The organism is Aeromonas tecta, assembly GCF_000820185.1.
Lineage (GTDB): Bacteria > Pseudomonadota > Gammaproteobacteria > Enterobacterales > Aeromonadaceae > Aeromonas > Aeromonas tecta.
This window is the reverse complement of record NZ_CDCA01000026.1, coordinates 33,402-53,236: the sequence shown is the minus strand read 5'-3', so window position 1 is coordinate 53,236 and position 19,835 is coordinate 33,402. Positions and strand designations below refer to the sequence as shown.

Below are 19,835 nucleotides of genomic sequence, written 5' to 3'. Positions count from 1 at the left end.
GCCAAGGTGACGGTGGCCTGCATCGAGGTACCACGCACCGAGGCGAGCGCCTTTGGCGTGATGGCTATCGATGAGGATCGCAAGATCCAGCGCTTCGTCGAGAAACCCGCCGATCCTCCCGCCATGCCCGGCCAGCCCGATACCGCGCTGGCGTCCATGGGGATCTACATCTTCGAGGCCGAGTATCTCTATCAGCTGCTGGAAGAAGATCTTGCCAATGAAGAGTCCCACCACGACTTTGGCATGGACGTGATCCCGCGGGTGGTCAGAGAGGGCACCGCCTATGCGCATCCGTTCGGCCTCTCCTGCGTCGGCAGCGGCCAGCAGACCCGCCCCTACTGGCGCGATGTGGGTACCGTGGACTCCTTCTGGGAAGCCAACATGGATCTCACCTCCGTCACCCCGGAGCTCGATATCTATGATCAGGATTGGCCCATCTGGACCAGCCAGAAGATGATCCCGCCCGCCAAGTTCGTGCAGGACGACAACGGCCAGCACGGCCTGGCCATCAACTCCATGTTCGCCGGCGGCACCATAGTCAACGGCTCCTTCATCACCAGTTCGGTGCTGTTCCCCAACGTACGGGTCGGCTCTTTCTGCACCCTGGATCAGGCGGTGGTCTTCCCGCAAGTCGAGATAGGCGCCGGCTGCCGACTGCGCCGCGTGGTGATCGACAAGGGCTGCCAACTGCCGGAGGGCATGGTGATCGGGGAAAATGCCGATGAGGACGCTCGCCGCTTCTACCGCACCGAGCAGGGCATAGTACTGGTCACCAAGGAGATGCTGGCCAGATTGACCTGAGCCCGGCGCCTTCCGGCGATCAGGCCACAAATAATAAAAGACCCGCCAATGGCGGGTCTTTTATTCTGGGATGCGCGGTTCACTCAGCTCTTTTGTATCAGCCCAATCTGACCGGGCTCACACCACTCGAACATCACCTCCTGACTCTTGCCGCAGCAGCTACCGCCGCACACCTGCGTCTCGCGCTTGGCGACGCGCCCCTTGCGCATCCAGACGCCGAGCATGGCCTCCACCGCATCTTCCGAGGTGTGGAAATAGCGCGCCAGCTCCCGCCGGCTCACCTTGTGCTGCTGGGCCAAGTAGGCACCCAACTCTCTCAAGATCATAAGGCCACCACCTTGCGCGAGGCGATGTCACCATGCCGGCGCCCAAGCCACCACAGCAGCAGCAGGGAGATGCCGTAGCTGGCGACCCAGAGCAGGCTCTGCTCGGGGTGTGCGGCGAAGGTCGCCAACTGGTAGAAAATAGTGGCACAGAGGAAGGCCATGTAGTTGCACCAGGCGGCGGTGAACAGGGCCCACTTGCGGCCAGTCTCCCGCACCAGGGCACCCATGGCGGCGGCGCAAGGCATGTAGAGCAAGACGAACAGCAGATAAGAGAAGGCACCGGCCGCACCGTCGAAGTGGGTCTGCATGTTGCCGTAGGTCGAGGTATCCACCTCTTGCGCCTCGGCAGCGGCTTGCTTGTCTTCCAGATCGCCGACCTTGATCCCCATGGGATCGGTCGGGTCTATGTCGGCCAGATTGGCGGGAATGGTGGCAAGCGCCTCCTGCAAGCTGTCCAGCAGGGAGTATTCACTCTCCTCCTCTTCCCCGCCGTTGCCGGCGTAGAGGCTGTTGAGGGTACCCACGACCGCTTCCTTGGCGAAGATGCCGGTGACGATGCCGACCGTTGCCTGCCAGTTGTCATCCCTGATGCCGATGGGGTGCAGCACCGGCGTCACCGCCTGGCTGATGTGGCTCAGGACGGAGTTGCCCTGGTTCTGATGACCAAAACTGCCATCGGTGCCCAGCGAATTGAGCACGCTCAACACCGCCACCATCAGCACTATTGTCTTGCCCGCCCCCAATACGAAGGACTTGAGCTTGTGCCAAGTTTTGATCGCCACGTCCACCGGACGGGGCCACTCGTAGTCCGGCATCTCCATCACCATGGAGTCGCTCTTGCCCGGCAGCAGGGTGTTGCGCAGGAACAGGCCCGTCAGCACCGCCACCACAATGCCGATGAGGTAGAGGCCGAACACCAGGTTCTGGCCGGATTCGGGGAAGAAGGCCACCGCAAACAGGGCATAGACCGGCAGACGGGCACCGCACGACATGAAGGGCGACATGGCCGAGGTCATCAGCCGCTCGCGCTCCGAGTTGAGGGTACGGGTCGCCATTACCGCCGGTACCGTACAGCCAAAGCCCATCAGCATCGGCACGAAGGCCTTGCCTGGCAGACCGAGGCGACGCATCAGCGCATCCACCACGAAGGCGGCGCGGGCCAGATAGCCAGAGCTCTCCAGCACCGCCAGAAACAGGAACAGACAGCCAATCACCGGAATGAAGGTCGCCACCGTCTGCAGACCGACCCCGAAGCCGTCCGCCAGCACGGCGCCCAGCCACTCGGGCGCATTCACCAGCCCCAGCACATGATGCACGCCGTCCACAAACAGGGCGCCGCCCATGATGTCGAAGAAGTCGATGAAGGCGCTGCCCACCTTGATGGCGAACATGAACATCAGGTACATCACCAGCAGGAAGAAGGGAATGCCGACCCAGCGATTGAGCAGCACCCGATCCAGCCGCTCGCTCTGGGCGACGGTGAGCTTGCCCTTCTGCTGACAGGCCTGCTGACACCAGTGATGGATATGGCCGTAGCGCAAGTCCGCCAGTTGCAAGTCGATATCCTGGGCGTTGTGGGCCCGGCTGACCAGGTTGCTGGCGGCGGCCTGCTGACCTGGCTGCAGGGTTTCCTGGATGGCTTCATCCTCTTCCAGCAGGCGCAGGGCGCGGCCACGGGCGCTGAGGTGATGCGGCGCAAGCAGGGTCTCAAGCTCGGCGATGTCGGCTTCCAGCGGCTGACCGTAATCGAGCACCAGCGCGGGCTGAGGCTGACCGATGAACTGGTGGATCTGTCCCTTGAGGGCCGCTACCTGTTGGCGGTTATGGGCAGAGAGCGACACCACGGGGCAACCGAGCGCCTGACTGAGCAACGCCTCGTCGATGGTGACCCGGCGCTTTTGCAGGATATCCATCTTGTTGAGCACCACCACCATGGGCAGGCCCAATTCGCGCAGTTGCAGGGTGAGATAGAGGGAGCGTTCCAGATTGGCGGCATCGATGACGTTGAGTAGCAGATCCGGTTGCTGGCCTTCCACGAAGCGGCTGGCGATCTGCTCGTCCAGGCTCGCCTCCTGGTTGGCAAGGGAGTAGATGCCGGGCAAGTCCATCAGCTGATAGTCGTGGCCGCCTGCGGAAAATTCGCCCATTTTCTTGTCGACGGTGACCCCGCTCCAGTTACCCACCTGCTGGCGGGCCCCGGTCAGGGCGTTGAATAAGGATGTCTTGCCGCTATTGGGATTGCCGACGGTGACCAGGTTGTAACTCATACCGGCTCTACCTCAATGTGTTGTATCAGGCTCTTCTTCTCTTGCAGATCTTGCGGATGACTCATACCGGCTCCACTTCTATTTGCTGTGCCAGGCTCTTTTGCATGGAGAGACAGATGCCCTGGCACTGGATCTGGAGCGGGTCACCGAGCGGTGCCGCGCGCAGGAAGATGACTTCAGTCTGAGGCAGCAGCCCCATCACCATCAGCTTGCGCCGCAGGGTACGGCCAAGGTGGTTCATGTTCTTGATGCGAGCGCTCTGCCCCGGCGACAACTGCGTGAGAACCATGACTGACTCCTGAAGTTAAACAAGAATAATTCGCTTTTAGTTGGCGAATTATAAGCTGTGCCCTCAACTTTTATTTGCGTAAAATCAAACTCCGCTCAGCTAACTCATAAAGAACTGTCATGACTCCGGACAATAACAACCGCCTGGTTTACAGCACCGACGGCGGCATCATCAAGGAACAAAGCGCCCCCCAGAGTGCCTCCCCCTTCCCCACCGACGGGGTGGTGCGCATCCGCCGCGAGACCAAGGGGCGCAAGGGCGCCGGGGTCATCAGCATCCATGGGGTGCCCCAGGATCAGCAAAAAACCATCGCCACCCTGCTCAAGAAGAAGTGCGGTACCGGCGGCGGTCTGAAGGATGGGATCATCGAGATCCAAGGGGATAAAAGGGAGCTGATCAAGGCCGAGCTGGAGAAGGCCGGCTTTAGCGTCAAGCTGGTGGGTGGCTAATAGCCTTGTCTCGCTTCGATTTTTTCCCTAGAATGCCCGCTCCCATCGAGGGGGAGTAGTCTCGCCGCCGGTTTCGCTTTGAGCCAAACCCGACGCGCGATCCTGATCAACATACTTGGTGCCAACTCACCATGGTCAGGATGATCCGGGCAATGCCGGATTTGACAAGACCTTTGACGGGCCAGTGCCAATACCGGGGACGGATGGCGCAGGCTTGTCTTAGGTATAACAATTCCGTCCCCCGGTTATTTTTTATGGAAGCCTTGTTAACCTCAACCCTGAGCGTGGCTATCGCCGAAATTGGCGACAAGACCCAGCTGCTGGCGTTGCTGCTCATCTGTCGTTTTCGAAAACCCTGGCCCATCATCGCCGGCATGCTGGCGGCGACCCTGCTCAACCACGCCGGTGCCGCCTGGATAGGCGGGTTCATCAGCAACTGGCTCGATCCCAAGATCATGACCTACCTGGTGGCCGCGGCCTTCATCGCCATGGCGGTCTGGATCCTGGTGCCAGACAAGATGGACGATGAGGAGAGTTCCCTCGACAAGTACGGCCCCTTTATGGCCACCTTCGTGCTGTTCTTCATCGCCGAGATCGGCGACAAGACCCAGATAGCCACAGTGCTGCTGGCGGCCAAGTACGACTCCCTCACTCAGGTCATCGCCGGCACCACCCTCGGCATGATGCTGGCGAACGTACCCGTGGTGCTGCTCGGCAAGCTCGGCGCCGACAAGCTGCCGCTCAAGGGGATCCGCATCGCCTGCGCCGTGCTGTTCGTTGGACTGGGGGTCAGTACCCTGCTCTTCGTCTGATTGGCGCCATAAGGTCGGGAGGTCAGCGTGAGCACTGACTTACCCCACCAGAACGCCAGCCTCATCAAGCCCCGATGTCGCATTGGGGCTTTTTTGTGCCCGCAAGGTCCGATCTTCTCTCAGGTGCGCTTCCTTGTCGCACCCACCCGGGCAGGGCCTGCCCCGCGTCGCCTCGCCGTGCCATAATGCGACAAACACAAGGACAGACAGGCACTTGGGAGCCTCGCCATGCACCACACCTCCAGACAGACCCTGCTCGACTGGGTCAGACGCGGCCGCCTCGCGCAGGATCGCCTGCCGGCCGCCCTCGCCCAGCTAGGCTTGCCCCCCGCCGAGCAGCGCTGGCAGTGGCTGTTCGACAGGCTGCTGCTGTGGCTCGGCAGCCTCTGTCTGGGCGCTGGCCTGGTGTTCTTCGTCGCCTTCAACTGGCAGGAGCTCGGCCGCCTCTCTCGCCTCGCCCTGCTGGAGCTGCCTCTGCTCGCCATGCTGGTGCTGCTGTGGAAGCGGCCCATGACGGACGGGGCACGCCAGGCCCTGCTGCTGGCCATTGCCCTCAATATCGGCGCCCTGCTGGCGCTGGTAGGGCAGACCTATCAGACCGGCGCCGATCCCTGGCAGCTGTTCGCCACCTGGGCCCTGCTGCTGTTGCCCCTGGCGGCCCTCGGCATGAGCCCCTTGCTGTGGACCCTCTGCTGGCTGCTCGGCCAGCTGGCGCTGGTGCTCTACTGGCGGCTCGGCCTGTTCAATCTCTTCTTCGCCTTCGACGAGCAGGCCCTCGCCTGGAGCCTCTCCCTGTTCAACTTCGCCCTCTGGGGCGTCCTCATCCTGGTGCCCGCCCGCGCCAGGCTGATGCCCTCCTGGCTGGCGGGGCTGGCCGCCGGGCTCGGCGTCACCCTGCTGGCCCTGCTGGCGCTGTTCGATGCCACCGTCCCCTGGGTCTGGCCCGTCTGGTTCGGCTGGCTGGTCGCCGCCTACCTCCGCTGGCACGGCCGCTTCATCGCCGGCCTCGCCATGGGGTGTCTGAGTCTTATCGCCGTCATCCTGGCGGCCCTTGGCAAGTGGATGGAGCCCGACGTGAACGGCTTCTTGCTGCTCAGCCTCATCGCCATCGGCCTCTCCGTCGTCGCCAGTCGCTGGCTGCAACAACAACGGAGGCAACATGCATAAGCTGATCTCCGAACCGTATTCACTGCCTTTACCATCACTGACTACCACAACCACGGAGGCCCTATGTCTGAACTGACCCCCTGGCAACGACTGCTGGCCGCCGATCTGGTCGAAGGTGAGGCCCCCCTTGACGATCAACCTCACTGGTCGAGCCGCTTCCTGCTCGGCATGGTGGGCTGGATAGCGGCCCTCTTCCTGTTGTTCTTCCTGTTTATGGCGTTCGAAGGTGTCATCCGTGAGGCCAACCACGCCCTCGCCATGGGTGCCGTCTTGATGGTTGCCGCCCTAGTCCTCAACCACCAGGCTAGCCACAGCGCCAAGTCCAGCGATCTGGGGGAGCAGTTCGTGCTGGCGCTGGCGCTCGCCGCCGATGCCTGGCTGCTCTATGGCCTGATCGACCGGCTCGATCTGCACTCGGCCCCCCTCTGGTTCGGCCTCTGTCTGCTCTCGTTAGGTATCGCCGCCCTGTTTGAGCATTGGCTGGTGCGGCTGTTTCACAGTTTCGCCGCCGCCATCCTGCTCGCGCTTGGACTGGCTTGCCTCGGCCTGCAACTGCTGGCCCTGCCACTGGTGATGACGGCGCTCACCGTCTGCTGGCTGCAAGCCGAGCGCCAACCGATGCGCCATCAGCTGTATGAATCCCTCACCCTGGGGCTGGCACTCTCCCTGCTGGTGTTGGGGCGGCTGCATCATCCACTGTGGGATGGCGGCGACAGCGTGCTCGACGAGCTCGGCCACTCCCGCCTGCCGCTCTGGCTCAATCCTCTGCTGTGCGCGGCCCTGCTGCTCGGAGTCATGGTGAAGCTGAAACTGCCGCTCCTGTATGGCCTGCCGCTGGTGCTGATCAGCGCCATCATCCCCGGCATGGGGGCCGGCGCCCTGGTGCTGGTACTCGGCTTCTATGGCGGGAGTCTGGGGCTGATGACCCTGGCGGGCCTGCTGCTGCTGGGCTTTGGCTCCCTCTATTACTACGATCTGGGGCTCACCCTGATGGTCAAGTCCTGGCTCTTGCTGGGCTCGGGCGCCCTGTTGCTCGGTGCCAGGCAGTTATTGAAACTGCTCAGCGTGAGGAAAAGCGCATGAAACATCTGACACTGGACCTTACCCAGATCATTTCGACTATCAGGAGCTCCTCATGAGGCGTCTTTCACTGCTGCTGACCGGCCTACTGATCCTCGTCGGCATCAATCTGACCGTCTGGCGCTTCGAGCACGCCATGGCCAGCGGCGAGGTGGTGCTGCTGCGCCTGGCGCCGGTCGACCCCCGCTCCCTGATGCAAGGGGACTATATGCGCCTGAACTATGAGCTGGCCCGGGATCTGGTGGGGCTGGACAAGGAGCAGGTGGCGGCCCTCGACACCCTGGTTATCCGCCTCGATAACCAGCAGGTAGGGCACTGGGTGCGCGATGGCAATCCGGAATCACTCGGGCCGGATCAGCGACTGCTGCAGGTGCGCAAGCAAGAGAGCCAGTGGCGGATAGGGCCGGATGCCTACTTCTTCGAGGAAGGGACCGGTGAGCAGTTCGAGGCGGCCCGCTACGGCGAGTTCCGCCTGCAGGCCGATGGCAAGACCCTGCTGGTCGGCTTGCGGGACGAAGGCCTCAACCCCATCGGCAAGATCAGAGGTGCCTGGTAAGACGGCACTGGGTCAGCCGGCACTGACCGAGGCCCCGGCTCATCGCCCTCACCGCCGTCATAAAGAGTTCGGCAGGCGCGCCGCGCGGATATCATCTGCGCCATCGCCTGCCCACTTTTTCGCCCCATATCCCGCCCCCTCGTTCGCGCAAGGGTGGCGAAACCGCCCGTCTTGGCAACACTTGAAGCTGAACACACAGCCTCAGGATGGTCGGGATGAGCAGATGGATACCGATATGGATACCAGTGACGACGCGCCTTACCGCGCTGTTTACCTCACGCGTTATCACCCTCTTGCTGATGCTCGTTGCCTGCGTCAACGCCGCCCAGGCCAGTCCCGCCCTAGCCCAATTGCATTACCTCACCGAAGAGTACAAGCCCTATAACTTCACCGGCGAGGATGGCAAACCCGCAGGCCTCGCCATCGAGTTGCTGCAACTGGTGTGGCAAAAAACCGACACCCCGCCACAAGCGATCAGCATCCTGCCCTGGGCGCGCGGCTACTACCTGCTGACCCAAAAACCCAACGTGGTGCTCTTCTCCACCGCCCGCACCGAGGCGCGCAGCCCCTTGTTCAAGTGGGCCTGCCCCATCGGCTATGCCGAAATCGTGTTGATGGGGCTCGCCTCGCGGGACATTCGGCTCAGCACCCTGGAAGAGGCCCAGCAGTACAACATAGGCGCGGTGCGCACCGACGTGGGGGAGCAACTGCTGCTCAACAGCGGCTTCGACGAGCAGAAGATCATGACCGCCAACCGCCTCTCCCAGGCCCTGCGCATGCTCACCTCGGGCCGGGTCGATCTCGTCTCCAGCAACAAGACCACCATGCAGGATCTGATCCGCGCCCAGCAGCTGGATCCCGCGCTATTCAAAGTGAGCTGGGTGCTAAGCTCGGAGCAGTTCTGCTTCGCCTTCAGCCACCCGGTGGACGATGCCCTGGTCAAGGAGTTCCAGCGCGGCCTGACCCAGGTGCTGGCCAGCAGCGCCTTCCAGCAACTGCAGGCCAAGTACTTCCCCACCCCTTGAAACGTCGCACCCTTCTCATAACGAAACTAATAACGACACTCATAACGAAACAGGGGCCCGAGATGGGCCCCTGCTTCATAATTTTGCGGTATAAAACACCTAAATATCATTAAGAATCAGGATAAAATATCACCACGTTACTCGACTACAGCCAGGTCTACTTGACCCGCATCAACCGGTGGCTGATATGACCCAAGTCGAGCTCGATGGCCTGGGAGGGGCGCATCTCGTTCACCTGGCGCAGCATCTCGCCGTCATAGCCCTTGCGCACCATCCACTGCATCGGCTCCTCAAAGCTGCCTTCGTTGACGATAAAGGTGTCGGTGTAGGACTCCTGCATGATGCTGACCACCCAGATCCGCTGCTGAAACTCCGAGAGCTCGGCAAAGAGTGAGGCCGCTTTCGCCCCCAGGGCGCGGGCGCTGCTGATAATCCGGTTTGCCATGATCGGGACTGCCTGTGGTGAAGAGGTGAGCATCCTAGCATCGTGCCTGCCAAGGCAACAATGCGCAACATCAAGGATGCTGGCCGTTGCCAACGGGCCCACTAGAGGCGCTGGCTGCTTGTGGCCCAGTGAACAGGCCGCGCCTGCCTATCCCTGGGCACGGCGCTGGCGCTTGACCGCGTACATGCGCGCATCGGCCTGGCGCAGAGCATCGTCGATGCTGGTGTAGGCCGGATCGATGGCCACCACCCCCACGCTGGCGCCGGGGTAATGCAGCACCTGGGCGCCGAGCGGCAGTTGCAGCACGCTGTGCTCGAACAGTCGGCGCTGGAAACAGTGCACCGCCGCCTCCACTGTCTCCTCCCCGTGAATGGGGCCCATGCCCACGGCGACAAATTCATCGCCCCCCACCCGCGCCAGCAGATCGCCACTGCGCAGGGCCGAGCCCAGTTGCCTGGCCAGGGTGCTGAGCAGCAGATCCCCCGTCTCGTGACCGTGGGTGTCGTTGATGACCTTGAAACCGTCCAGATCGATGAAGGCGACGAGCACCGGATGACCGGCCCGCTCCGACAGGGGGAACAGCCGAGCCAGCTCGTGCATCAGGGCGCGGCGGTTGGCAAGGCCGGTCAGGGGATCGCACAGCGCCTGGCGCGACAGCTCATGGTTCGCCTGCTGCAACTGCTGCAGCAACTGCTCGCGCTCCACGTGCTCGGCGATGAGCCGCGCGAAGAAGGCGATCAGCTGCTCCGAGCCCGCCACGAAGGGCCGCTGTTCGGCGCTGGCGGCGCACAGGGTGCCATAGAGCGAGCCCGATGGCGTGCGCACCGGGCTGCTCAGGTAGGTGCGAATGCCGAGCGCACTGGCCGCCTCGGAATCCCCCCAGCAGTCGGCGACGTTGTCGGTATACATGCGCCCCTCATCGATGGCGCGCCGGCACAGGGTATCGCTCCAATCCACCGAGATCCCCTCCGGGATCTGCAATCCGGCCACGTTGCGGGCGTAGCGAATGCTCTGCTTGCCCTCCCCCAGATCGATCTCGGTGAGATAGGTCGACTCCAGCCCGGTCACCGCTTCGAGCATCTCCAGCAACGGCCGCGTCAGGCTCTCCAGATCCCGCGCTGCCGTGACCTGTACCGACAGGGCCTGCAATATCTTGTCCATGCCTATACTCCCAGCTTGCATGTCATACCCGCCCACGATAGCCAACCCGCCCATGGGCAATCAAGCCCCTCTGGAGCCAAGCAAGGCTCAGGCGCGATAAAATTCGGGCCCGAGTCCAGGTTCCTTCTCGGAACTTTGAAGCAGCGCAAAAATTCATTCATTTCTGACAGTTAACTAATCAAAGCCATGGATTAGACCAAAATGGCTCCGTAAGATGGTGGCGCGGCCGCAGGCCCCCTCTTTTTGTGACAGTTCACGACGCACTCTGGCAGTCAACGCTAGGCGGCAGCGTCCCTGACGGATGCCAGCCCGGCATCCCGCGCCTCGGCGAGGGCTGTCCCCTCTCCCCCTGCGGGAGAGGGTCAGGGTGAGGGGCGAGGTAACGTCATTGCCTTGCGGAATGTCGTAGGCCGCAGCATTGGTATGGCTTCGCCATGCAGGACGCGAGAACGCCATCCTCGACGGGGTTTCGCCCGCCCTTCGGGCTGAGGCGAGTGACTTTTCTTTGCGTGGCCAAAGAAAAGTCACCAAAAGAAAGGCAACCCCCGCTTGTTCGCCCTCCTGCGTCGAGTGCCCTCGGTTAGGGCAAAAGGCCTGGCGGAACGACGCAGACGGTACATCCCTGTACCGCCTGCGTCTGCGCCGTCGTCCATGACAGCGCACCTGACCTTCTGCCCTAGCCTCGGCGAACAACAGGGGGCAACCCCGAATCTTCAGCCCCGAGGTTAAATGGTCGCACTTATACAGATGGGTAAAAAAGTAAATTTGAATACAACAACAAGCGGCACACCATCTTATCTGGGAATAACCTTATATAGAAGGCCTTATAGTAAGTATTTCACCGTGGCAGAATTTTAATTTTTCGAATGCTGAATTACGCTTTATTAATTGAACCATCGTCTCTACAGACAATGCTAACAGGATGACAATAAACAATGGTTAACGTAACAGATAAAACAAGAGAACTAATACTTGAGATCTGGGATGATTATTATTACATTGTTGCGGCAGGAGATCAGGCTCCCACAAAACATGAGGTGATAACTCTTGGAGAGAGGTATGGTATTAAATTTCCAGATGACTATATCTCTCATGCTATGGGAACGCTGGGTGGATTCTTTATAGAGGTTAAAGAGGAATTGTGGCCATATGCAGAAGTGCTGGCTGTGGCACCATATTGGGAGTTTTTGCGAGGTGTCTATTCTTACGCTTATAGCGAGGATGCTCCTGAATGGATGAATATAAATATAGCAGCAGAACAGTTCAAAGAGTTAGGTCACAAAGCAATTCCAGTTCTCAGGATTTTGGCTGATGCCAATGTCTATTGTTATAATGAAGAGGGCCGACTGGTAAGATATTTACATGAAGAGAATACCTTCGAGCGCGTAGATAAAACCTGGTTTGAGTTAATCGAACACGAACTTAATGAACTAGCTGAAAGGAAAAATAGAAAGCTTAATAAATAGACTATCAAACTGCACGTATTCATAATCATTAATTCAATGCTATTTCTGATAGCTAAGGTTTTGGGACAAGCTTGTTGCCGCTAGCCTTGAACAAGCAATGGCCTTCGTCCTGAAGTTGTGCTTTCATCTCGGCGAACAACAGGGGCAAGCCCGAACCTTCAGCCCCAAGACCAGTTAACAGCCCCTGTCTATTCGGGGTAAAGCTCGGGTGGGTTGTTATCTCGCAGCTACCCCTCGCCCACTTCATGGCGAGACCAGATTATCGCGCCTATACAACCAGTGATATCGACATGGTTGAATAGGTGAAAAAATCATGGTGAGCAAAGCAGCAAGCGGCACAGATATCTATCGGGAACGGTTGTATATAGAAGGTCCGATTACGCTTCGCTAATCGAACCTACGACCCTAATGCAAACGCATCACTATCCAGACCTGTTCACGCAGACAGGGTTTGGCGATACTCTCCATAGCTGGCTCCTAAACTATTTTTTTATACAGTGGTAATGATAGAGTAAAAAGAGGAGGTCAAGCGAATACATTCAAGCATCAGAGATAGACTAGTAGTATTTTGATTTAATTTGATTTTTTTCGTGACAACTATCAGGACAGAACGGAGTTATATGGAAGGCTTTGCTATCGGATTAGTACCACCGTCTATCTAATCACTGTTATGTCTAAAGGACAAACCGTGGAAATAACCGAAGAAAATAAACTTGAAGAGATTTTAAGATTGGCTGCAAACGAACCAGCCCATCGACCACAATTCTGTGAAGTCCTGCTAAGTTCGCACGTCTTTTTGCTTGGTACAACTGGAGTGCCAGGCACGGACGGACAAGTGAATCTCGCAGCTGGAAGTAAAATTCAAATACAGCATTGGGAAAAGGCTGATGGCTCACCTGTAATTCCTTTCTTTTCCTCGCTAGAAGTGTTACAAAAATCTATCGATAGCGAAGAATCATATTTGGCCCTACCAGTACGTTCTTTGTTTGAAATGACACAAGGAGCTACGCTATTTCTTAACCCAAAATCAGACTATGGAAAAGAGTTTGTTCCTGAAGAAGTAGCACACTTGTTATCTATCGGCATCAGTCGGGAGCCATCCCAGAGAATTGTGGAGAAAGAAACTAAGGTGCTGCTGGGGGAGCCGTCTAATTATCCATCAAAAATGGTTGATTCACTTACTCAGCTATTGGCAAAACATGGCAATGTAAAAAAAGCTTATTTGGTACTTATGCATGACACATCTGTTGATGAGAAACCGCATCTAATAGTTGGTATAGAAGCAGATGGTGATATTGAAAAGGTAATGAGGGAGGCTGGCAACGTGGCTGGCGATACCGTGCCAGAAGGCGAGTCTGTTGATCTGTACAAGGTCAATGAAAGTGATTCTGGACTTAGCCAATACTTTACAAATCAAGTTAAACCATTCTACGAGAAAAAATGGGGTTCAAAGCTCAAATCGTGGTTTGGTGTAGGTAAGGCATAACAAGGCCAAGCACAATCGCCGAGTCGAGTTCAACGGGTCAGGAGCGCCGTCACGGATGATGGCGCAGCCGGCATAGGGGCCAAATCGGGTCAGGGCGAGCACTGCTCGACCCCGATTTGGCGCGAGAACAGGGAGGTTCGAAGTGGGCTTTGGCCGAAGCCATGGATGGCGTAGGCCAAAGTGCCGTCTGCGGCGTTCCGTCCGACCCGTTGGACGAGACTAGGGCACCCGCGAAGTGGGCGGTTTGCCGGGGGAGAAGACTTTTGGTGACTTTGGGTCTTTCCAAAGTCACTCGCCCCAGCCCGAAGGGCGGGCGAAACCCCTTCGAGGGCAGAGCCCTCGTGTCCTGCATGGCGAAGCCATGCCATTCAGGCGTAGGACGGCATTCCGCAGGGGAATAACGTTAGCGACCCCTCACCCTAGCCCTCTCCCCCAAGGGGCGAGGGGATCAGAGCAGAGGCAGCAAAGGCTTAAGAGGCTTCGAGGGAAAAGGCACAAACAAAAACCGCAGCCCAAGGGCTGCGATTTTTTATTGGGTTGACCTGTTGGCACCAACAGGACAACCGGCCTTATGCACGGCGCCAGCTGGTTTTGCCGGCGCTGTCTTCCAGCACTATGCCCATCTCGGTGAGACGGTTACGGGCGGCATCCGCCGCGGCCCAGTTCTTGTCGGCGCGGGCCTGGTTGCGCTGGGCGATCAGTTGCTCGATTTCGGCCACTTCGTCGTCGGCCTCGTCACCTTTGAGGAAGGCGTCCGGATCCTGCTGCAGTATGCCGAGCACGGCGCCGAGTTCGCGCAGGCGGGCGGCAAGACCGGCAGCTGCGGCTACGTCTTCGCTCTTCTGACGGTTGATCTCACGCACCAGATCGAACAGGGCGGAGTAGGCTTCCGGGGTGTTGAAGTCATCGTTCATGGCATCAACAAAGCGAGCCAGCTGCTCTTCCCCACCGGCGGCGGGCACCACGGGCAGGTCACGCAAGGCGGTGTACATGCGCTCAAGGGCGGTGCGGGCTTGCTTGAGGTTATCTTCCGAGTAGTTGAGCTGGCTGCGATAGTGGCCGGACATCAGGAAGTAGCGCACGGTTTCGGCGTCGTAATGGGCCAGGACGTCGCGGATGGTGAAGAAGTTGCCAAGGGACTTGGACATCTTCTCTTTATCCACCATCACCATGCCGCTGTGCATCCAGGTGTTGACGTAGTCGCCACCGTGGGCGCAGCAGGACTGGGCAATCTCGTTCTCGTGGTGCGGGAACTGCAGATCCGAGCCGCCGCCGTGGATGTCGAAATGGTTGCCAAGGTGCTTGGAGTTCATGGCGGAGCACTCGATGTGCCAGCCGGGACGACCCGGGCCCCAGGGGCTGTCCCAGGTCGGCTCGCCGGGCTTGGACATCTTCCACAGCACGAAGTCGAGCGGGTTGCGCTTGGCATCCACCACGTCGACCCGGGCGCCGGCCTGCAGCTGTTCCAGATCCTGGCCCGAGAGCTTGCCGTAGTCGGCGAAGGATTCGACGATGAACATGACGTCACCGTTGTCCGCCACGTAGGCGTGATCCTTGGCGATCAGGGTTTCGACCAGATCGATGATTTCGTGAATGTGCTGGGTGGCGCGGGGCTCGATGTCCGGGCGCAGCATGCCGAGGGCATCAAAATCAGCGTGCATGTCGCCGATCAGACGCTCGGTCAGATCGTCGCAGGTGACCTGGGTCTCGGCGGCGCGCTTGATGATCTTGTCGTCCACGTCGGTGACGTTGCGCACATAGTTCAGCTCATAGCCGCTGTAGCGCAGGTAACGGGCCACCACGTCGAAGGCGACGAAGGTGCGGCCGTGGCCGATATGACAATGATCGTAAATGGTGACCCCACACACATACATGCCCACCTTGCCCGGGTGGATAGGTTTGAATTCTTCTTTTTGACGAGTGAGTGTGTTGTAGATCTTCAGCATCTTATGACCACTGCCTGTGAGTAAAATGGTCTGACATTCTAACCGCATCCGGTAGAGAAAACGAGGCGCAAAACGTGCCAGAGATGGCGTTCGCCCTATGCCAGGCGGCCTTGATGGGCTAGAATTGCCACCACTTTATGCCATACACCCGCGGGCCCTTCGGTGCTCGCGCAATTTTGAAAGGACATATCATGGTTACTCTGCACACCAACCACGGCGACATCACCCTGACCCTGCATGCTGACAAGGCGCCGGAAACCGTTGCCAACTTCCTGCAATACTGCCGTGACGGTCACTACGACAACACCATCTTCCACCGCGTCATCGACGGCTTCATGATCCAGGGCGGCGGCTATGCTGCTGGCTTCAAAGAGAAAGAGACTCGCGCTCCCATCAAGAACGAAGCCGCCAACGGTCTGTCCAACAAGATTGGTACCGTCGCCATGGCCCGTACCTCTGAGCCGCACTCTGCCAGCGCCCAGTTCTTCATCAACGTGAACAACAACGACTTCCTCGACTTCAAGTCCGCCACCACTCAGGGCTTCGGCTACTGCGTGTTCGGTGAAGTGACTGCCGGCATGGACGTGGTCAACAAGATCAAGAGCGTCAAGACCGGCAACGCCGGCCGTATGCACCAGGACGTCCCGGTCGAAGACGTGGTCATCACCAAGGTCACCCTTGCTGACTGATTGCTGCCAACTCGGCACGGATAAAACTGCGGCCCCGGCCGCAGTTTTTCCATCTGCGCGAGCCAGCGGCGGCCCGAACTGGCGCCGCCTCGACTATCTGGCCGAGGGCAACCCGCGCCAGCGCTCGGCCCATGCCCTGCTCACGGCGGGGCTGTGGGCTGAGCTACAGCGCCTCTGCCAAGACCTGGCTCTGGTGAGCACGGTGGCGATTGGACTCGACAAGCCCGGCAGCGATCTCGATATCCTCTGTCAGCACCCGGATCCCGCCGCCTTCGCCGCTCTGTTTGCCTCAGGGCAATGGCAGACCCGCCCGCTGGCGGGTGGCAACTGGTTGGTAACACACACCCTGACTGGCATGAATGCCCAAGCCTGGCCCGTCGAGCTCTATGTCACCCCAGCAAGGCTCGAGACCCTGCACGGTTGGCGCCATCTCAGTCTGATGGCCGCCCTGCTCGAACAGTTTGGTGACGATTTTTATCGTGCGGTGCTGCGCCTTCGCCGCGAGCAAGGGCTCAAAGGCGAGGCCGCCATCTGCCAGTTGCTGGGTCTTGCTGGCGACCCTTATCAGGCGCTGCTGGCGCAGGAAGGGGTCGATCTGAATCGGCTCGTCTGGCAATCTGCTCCCCTCACCCACGCAGTCCGTCTCGAGGACACCCTCTTACCATGACGCCCAGGACCTCATGAGCACCCTTTTTATCAGTGATATTCACTTAAGCAACGCCCGCCCCGACATGACCGCCGCGCTGGTGCGCTTTCTGGCCAACGATGCCCCCGGCGCCGATGCGCTCTATGTACTGGGAGACTTGTTCGAATTCTGGGTTGGCGATGATGACCCCAACCCGCTCCACGACCAGGTGGCCGACGCCTTCCTCGCCCTGAGCCAGCAAGGGGTGCCCATCTATTTCATCCACGGTAACCGCGACTTTATGCTGGGCCAGCAGTTTGCCAAGCGCGCCGGCATGACCCTGCTCGGCGACCCCTGCGTCATCGAGCTCTACGGTGAGCGGGCACTGCTCAGCCACGGCGATCTGCTCTGTACCCTGGATGTCGACTATCAGAAGTTTCGCCGCATCACCCAGCTGACATGGCTGCGCTGGCTGTTCCTGCGTCTGCCGCTCTCCCGTCGCCAGCGCATCGCCTGCAAGATGCGGGGCCAGAGCCAGATGGAAAATGCAGGCAAGCAGCAGACCATCATGGATGTGACCCCCGCCGCCGTGGACGAAATGATGAGACGCCACGACTGCCGGTTGATGATCCACGGCCACACCCACAGACCCGCCGTGCATGATTTCGTGCTGGATGGCGCACCGGCTCGCCGCATCGTGTTGGGGGACTGGTTCGAGCAAGGCTCCATCCTGACCTGTTCGCACTCGGGTCAGCGCTTGGAAACACGCCCGCTCGCGTAGTTGAGGGGCAAAAGCCTCGGGGATGGGGGGTTCTCATATGACCATTTCTGACCAACGCGAGTCCCAGGCGGGATACAATGCAATCCACTGCGTATACTCTAGATCTCCGCACACAACGAGGATGAAGTAATGGGCTTTATTACCTGGATTGTATTGGGGTTGATCGTCGGCATTCTGGCCAAATGGATCATGCCGGGCAAGGATGGTGGTGGTTTCTTCATGACGGTGATACTGGGCGTGATCGGCGCCATGGTCGGCGGTTATGTCAGCACCCTGCTGGGCATGGGCACCGTCACCGGTTTCAACCTGTCGAGCATTCTTATCGCCACCGTCGGCGCCTTGCTCGTGCTGTTTATCTACAACAAAGTACGCAGCTGATCGACCACTCCCTCTGGCGATAATTTGTGTGTGCCCCCGCGGGCCAAGAATCCGAAACCTGGTGTTTCGGATTTTTTATGGGCGCTCGGTACCCGCCTGGAGGCGTGGCCAAGCTGGCTCACGCGAACGCATCCATCAGCAGATAGGTGCCGGGCTGTCGTTGATGCCGATCGATGAGCGGCAGCAGCCGCTGAAAATGCTCGGTGGCACAATGGGCATCCAGGGCGTCCCTATCGGGCCACTCCTCCACGAACACGAAGTGCCCGGGATCTTTCTGATCAATGCACAGCTCATAAGAGATACACAGTGGCTCTGCCCTGGTTTTCTCCACCAGATCCCGATACAGAGGCATGACCTCCTCGATACGATCCAGTTTGATAAAATCCTGCGCGATGACTTTCAACATGAATAGCCCACCCCTTGTTCAGCCTGACGATAACGCCAGGAGACCGACTCTAGCCCACCCCGCAGCTCGAAGCGAACGCTTTGAGCTACGTTGGGATCCACTGCAGGGATCCACCGTGCTCGGCTGCAGCTCTGGATAGCCCTCGCCCGCCTGACAGGGTTGGGCCGAGGCAGTTCCATACATGGGGCTCTGGGCTAAACTCAGCGTTATCTTGCCCAGTTCGACCGATTGGTCCAACCAGGCCACTGGGTAAGCGAGCAGTAGAGGACATGGTCATGAAAATCTGGAAAATTTGCCTGATAGTGGCCCAACTGATGCTGGCCGCCTGCGCGTCATCCGGAGGTTCGAGCCCTCCCCCTCCCGCAGATAGCGGGATGTTTGACGGTGGTTTCGACATTGATAAAGGTGGGGGCATTGATGGTGGTCCAGGCATGCCGGGTACTGGTGGAGGTCACTACTTCACCTACTAAGCCGCTGGGCCGTTTGTCATACCAAAGGTGCCCATCATCCCGTGATGACGCTGGTGATGGGCACTTCCCCTGACTGACCACCCGAAGGTGCTGTGATGGATCTGCAATTGCTCAAGACATTCCTGCTCTGGAACCTCTCCATCAACTATCTGATCATCATCGTCTGGTTTGCCGCCTTCGTGTTTGCCCACGACCGCATGTACCGGCTGCACAACCGCTGGTTTCCCCTTTCCGTGGAGCACTTTAATGTCGTCCACTATCTGGGCATATCGATCTACAAAATCGGGGTGCTGCTGTTCAACCTTGTGCCCTATTTTGTGCTGCTGTACCTGACAGGGCGTGGCAGTTAGCTGAATTCAGCTGGCTCGCCGTCATCGCGTTTGCGGACGGTCATAAGAACAAACCTGCTCCCAACCCAAGAATCTGCCCCAACACCGAACGGCCGACCTCCCGTGAGTCCGCCTTGACGGCCTCGACCAGCCTCTCCCCCAAGCGCCCTTGCAAGCTATCGGGGGTAGCCTTGAGTACCTCCAGCCCTTTGGCTGTCAACACTGCATTGCTGATACCTTTATATTCCGATGGTGTGCCATGGATAAATCCAGCATCAACCAACCATCTCAGACTTTCGAATGCAAATTCCTTACGCTTAAAATAGGGATCATTGAGGTGGGGGTCTTTATCGAATATGAGCCTTTCAGCCTCTGGTGAAAGACCGTCAATGTGCTCGCCATCCTCGGTGACGATGAACTTGCTGGATGCCAGATACTGGCGAACTGGAGAGCAGGTATCCGAGCCCGACTTGGATATCGCGCTGGAAGAGCTTCGTAATGCCATCGACTGGGTCTAGAACGCCGAAGAGAACCCGCCCACCAGTAAAGAAGTCATGGAGTTCCTACCGAGCATGCAGCCACTCATGAAACAACAAACCAAGAGAGGACGTGATGCCCAATGACAGGCAAATCGCACCGTTCGGATACATGGCGCCATCGCCATAGAGAACCGCTGCAAAATCATCCTCGACAGGAAATGGCCTCAGCATGAGATCGGCGGCTGGCTGAACATGCTCGCCCCACCGAACGACAGTATGCCGTTGGCCTGCTGCAAGGAGATCGCTCCACGAGGTCAGAACTAGAGCACTTTGAACGCAGTGCGCTGACACGTTGGGCCGATGAGTCTTTTGTCCGCCAGGCAGATGGGCAAAGCGATGCCG

The 19,835-nt window shown here is 59.1% G+C and carries 23 protein-coding genes; 15 read left to right on the top strand and 8 right to left on the bottom strand.

Annotated elements, in window-relative coordinates; all coding sequences use genetic code 11:
* Positions 1-801 (top strand): GlgC family sugar phosphate nucleotidyltransferase (locus BN1137_RS11330; protein WP_269745114.1); only part of this gene is annotated, 801 nt, incomplete at its 5' end.
* An 83-nt stretch (positions 802-884) separates the two neighbouring features.
* Here BN1137_RS11330 and BN1137_RS11325 read toward each other — a convergent pair.
* The 3 genes from BN1137_RS11325 to BN1137_RS11315 form a co-directional block, all read right to left on the bottom strand.
* Positions 885-1,127: a FeoC-like transcriptional regulator gene (locus tag BN1137_RS11325; RefSeq protein WP_050718711.1), complete on the bottom strand. Its 243-nt coding sequence runs from the start codon at positions 1,125-1,127 to the stop codon at positions 885-887.
* Positions 1,124-3,394 carry a Fe(2+) transporter permease subunit FeoB gene (feoB, locus tag BN1137_RS11320; protein ID WP_050718710.1) on the bottom strand — a complete coding sequence of 757 codons (2,271 nt, stop codon included), beginning with the start codon at positions 3,392-3,394 and terminating at the stop codon, positions 1,124-1,126. The genes BN1137_RS11325 and feoB overlap by 4 nt, the downstream gene beginning before the upstream one ends.
* A gap of 61 nt (positions 3,395-3,455) precedes the next feature.
* Positions 3,456-3,683, bottom strand: a complete 228-nt coding sequence (locus BN1137_RS11315) for a FeoA family protein (protein WP_050718709.1) — start codon at positions 3,681-3,683, stop codon at positions 3,456-3,458.
* Between the two features lie 119 nt (positions 3,684-3,802).
* Here BN1137_RS11315 and BN1137_RS11310 point away from each other — a divergent pair, with 119 nt between their 5' ends.
* The 6 genes from BN1137_RS11310 to BN1137_RS11285 all read left to right on the top strand — a co-directional run bounded on the left by BN1137_RS11310 (position 3,803) and on the right by BN1137_RS11285 (position 8,772).
* Complete coding sequence (locus BN1137_RS11310) at positions 3,803-4,132, top strand: translation initiation factor (RefSeq protein ID WP_050718708.1); 330 nt, start codon at positions 3,803-3,805, stop codon at positions 4,130-4,132.
* 254 nt (positions 4,133-4,386) lie between these two features.
* Positions 4,387-4,944 (top strand): TMEM165/GDT1 family protein, encoded by a 558-nt coding sequence (locus tag BN1137_RS11305; protein WP_050718707.1) that lies wholly within the window; start codon positions 4,387-4,389, stop codon positions 4,942-4,944.
* A 228-nt stretch (positions 4,945-5,172) separates the two neighbouring features.
* Complete coding sequence (locus BN1137_RS11300; protein WP_050718706.1) at positions 5,173-6,111, top strand: DUF2157 domain-containing protein; 939 nt, start codon at positions 5,173-5,175, stop codon at positions 6,109-6,111.
* Between the two features lie 63 nt (positions 6,112-6,174).
* Positions 6,175-7,194 (top strand): DUF4401 domain-containing protein, encoded by a 1,020-nt coding sequence (locus BN1137_RS11295; RefSeq protein ID WP_050718705.1) that lies wholly within the window; start codon positions 6,175-6,177, stop codon positions 7,192-7,194.
* A 52-nt stretch (positions 7,195-7,246) separates the two neighbouring features.
* Positions 7,247-7,747: a GDYXXLXY domain-containing protein gene (locus tag BN1137_RS11290; RefSeq protein ID WP_050718704.1), complete on the top strand. Its 501-nt coding sequence runs from the start codon at positions 7,247-7,249 to the stop codon at positions 7,745-7,747.
* A 299-nt stretch (positions 7,748-8,046) separates the two neighbouring features.
* Positions 8,047-8,772 (top strand): substrate-binding periplasmic protein, encoded by a 726-nt coding sequence (locus tag BN1137_RS11285; protein ID WP_050718715.1) that lies wholly within the window; start codon positions 8,047-8,049, stop codon positions 8,770-8,772.
* 157 nt (positions 8,773-8,929) lie between these two features.
* On the opposite strand, the gene BN1137_RS11280 is transcribed toward BN1137_RS11285, so the two are convergent.
* Entirely contained in the window at positions 8,930-9,217 is a 288-nt protein-coding gene (locus BN1137_RS11280) for a hypothetical protein (RefSeq protein ID WP_050718703.1), read from the bottom strand.
* A gap of 147 nt (positions 9,218-9,364) precedes the next feature.
* Positions 9,365-10,378 (bottom strand): sensor domain-containing diguanylate cyclase, encoded by a 1,014-nt coding sequence (locus tag BN1137_RS11275; RefSeq protein WP_050718702.1) that lies wholly within the window; start codon positions 10,376-10,378, stop codon positions 9,365-9,367.
* A gap of 935 nt (positions 10,379-11,313) precedes the next feature.
* On the opposite strand from BN1137_RS11275, the gene BN1137_RS11270 reads away from it, so the two are divergent.
* Positions 11,314-11,844, top strand: coding sequence for a hypothetical protein (locus BN1137_RS11270; protein ID WP_050718701.1), 531 nt, complete (start codon positions 11,314-11,316; stop codon positions 11,842-11,844).
* Between the two features lie 688 nt (positions 11,845-12,532).
* Positions 12,533-13,330, top strand: coding sequence for an enhanced serine sensitivity protein SseB (gene sseB / locus BN1137_RS11265; RefSeq protein ID WP_083443432.1), 798 nt, complete (start codon positions 12,533-12,535; stop codon positions 13,328-13,330).
* 569 nt (positions 13,331-13,899) lie between these two features.
* Here the strand turns inward: sseB and cysS are convergent.
* Positions 13,900-15,276, bottom strand: coding sequence for a cysteine--tRNA ligase (gene cysS / locus BN1137_RS11260; protein WP_050718699.1), 1,377 nt, complete (start codon positions 15,274-15,276; stop codon positions 13,900-13,902).
* A 191-nt stretch (positions 15,277-15,467) separates the two neighbouring features.
* Here cysS and BN1137_RS11255 point away from each other — a divergent pair, with 191 nt between their 5' ends.
* The 4 genes from BN1137_RS11255 (at position 15,468) to BN1137_RS11240 (ending at position 17,749) form a co-directional block, all read left to right on the top strand.
* On the top strand, positions 15,468-15,965 hold the full coding sequence (locus BN1137_RS11255) for a peptidylprolyl isomerase (RefSeq protein ID WP_050718698.1): 498 nt from the start codon (positions 15,468-15,470) through the stop codon (positions 15,963-15,965).
* A complete protein-coding gene (locus tag BN1137_RS11250) occupies positions 15,955-16,632 on the top strand; it encodes a DUF4269 domain-containing protein (RefSeq protein WP_083443431.1) in 678 nt (225 codons plus the stop codon). Before BN1137_RS11255 ends, BN1137_RS11250 begins: the two co-directional genes overlap by 11 nt.
* 13 nt (positions 16,633-16,645) lie before the next feature.
* Positions 16,646-17,371, top strand: coding sequence for a UDP-2,3-diacylglucosamine diphosphatase (gene lpxH, locus BN1137_RS11245; RefSeq protein ID WP_050718697.1), 726 nt, complete (start codon positions 16,646-16,648; stop codon positions 17,369-17,371).
* Positions 17,372-17,500: 129 nt separating this feature from the next.
* On the top strand, positions 17,501-17,749 hold the full coding sequence (locus tag BN1137_RS11240) for a GlsB/YeaQ/YmgE family stress response membrane protein (protein ID WP_050718696.1): 249 nt from the start codon (positions 17,501-17,503) through the stop codon (positions 17,747-17,749).
* 118 nt (positions 17,750-17,867) lie between these two features.
* Here the strand turns inward: BN1137_RS11240 and BN1137_RS11235 are convergent, their stop codons facing one another.
* Positions 17,868-18,155 (bottom strand): putative quinol monooxygenase, encoded by a 288-nt coding sequence (locus BN1137_RS11235; protein ID WP_050718695.1) that lies wholly within the window; start codon positions 18,153-18,155, stop codon positions 17,868-17,870.
* Positions 18,156-18,430: 275 nt separating this feature from the next.
* Here BN1137_RS11235 and BN1137_RS22440 point away from each other — a divergent pair, with 275 nt between their 5' ends.
* Complete coding sequence (locus BN1137_RS22440; protein WP_157433726.1) at positions 18,431-18,625, top strand: hypothetical protein; 195 nt, start codon at positions 18,431-18,433, stop codon at positions 18,623-18,625.
* Positions 18,626-18,720: 95 nt separating this feature from the next.
* Positions 18,721-18,975 carry a DUF6868 family protein gene (locus BN1137_RS11230; RefSeq protein ID WP_050718694.1) on the top strand — a complete coding sequence of 85 codons (255 nt, stop codon included), beginning with the start codon at positions 18,721-18,723 and terminating at the stop codon, positions 18,973-18,975.
* Positions 18,976-19,015: 40 nt separating this feature from the next.
* Here BN1137_RS11230 and BN1137_RS11225 read toward each other — a convergent pair whose 3' ends face one another.
* Positions 19,016-19,459 carry a hypothetical protein gene (locus BN1137_RS11225; protein WP_050718693.1) on the bottom strand — a complete coding sequence of 148 codons (444 nt, stop codon included), beginning with the start codon at positions 19,457-19,459 and terminating at the stop codon, positions 19,016-19,018.
* Positions 19,460-19,835 lie beyond the last annotated feature (376 nt).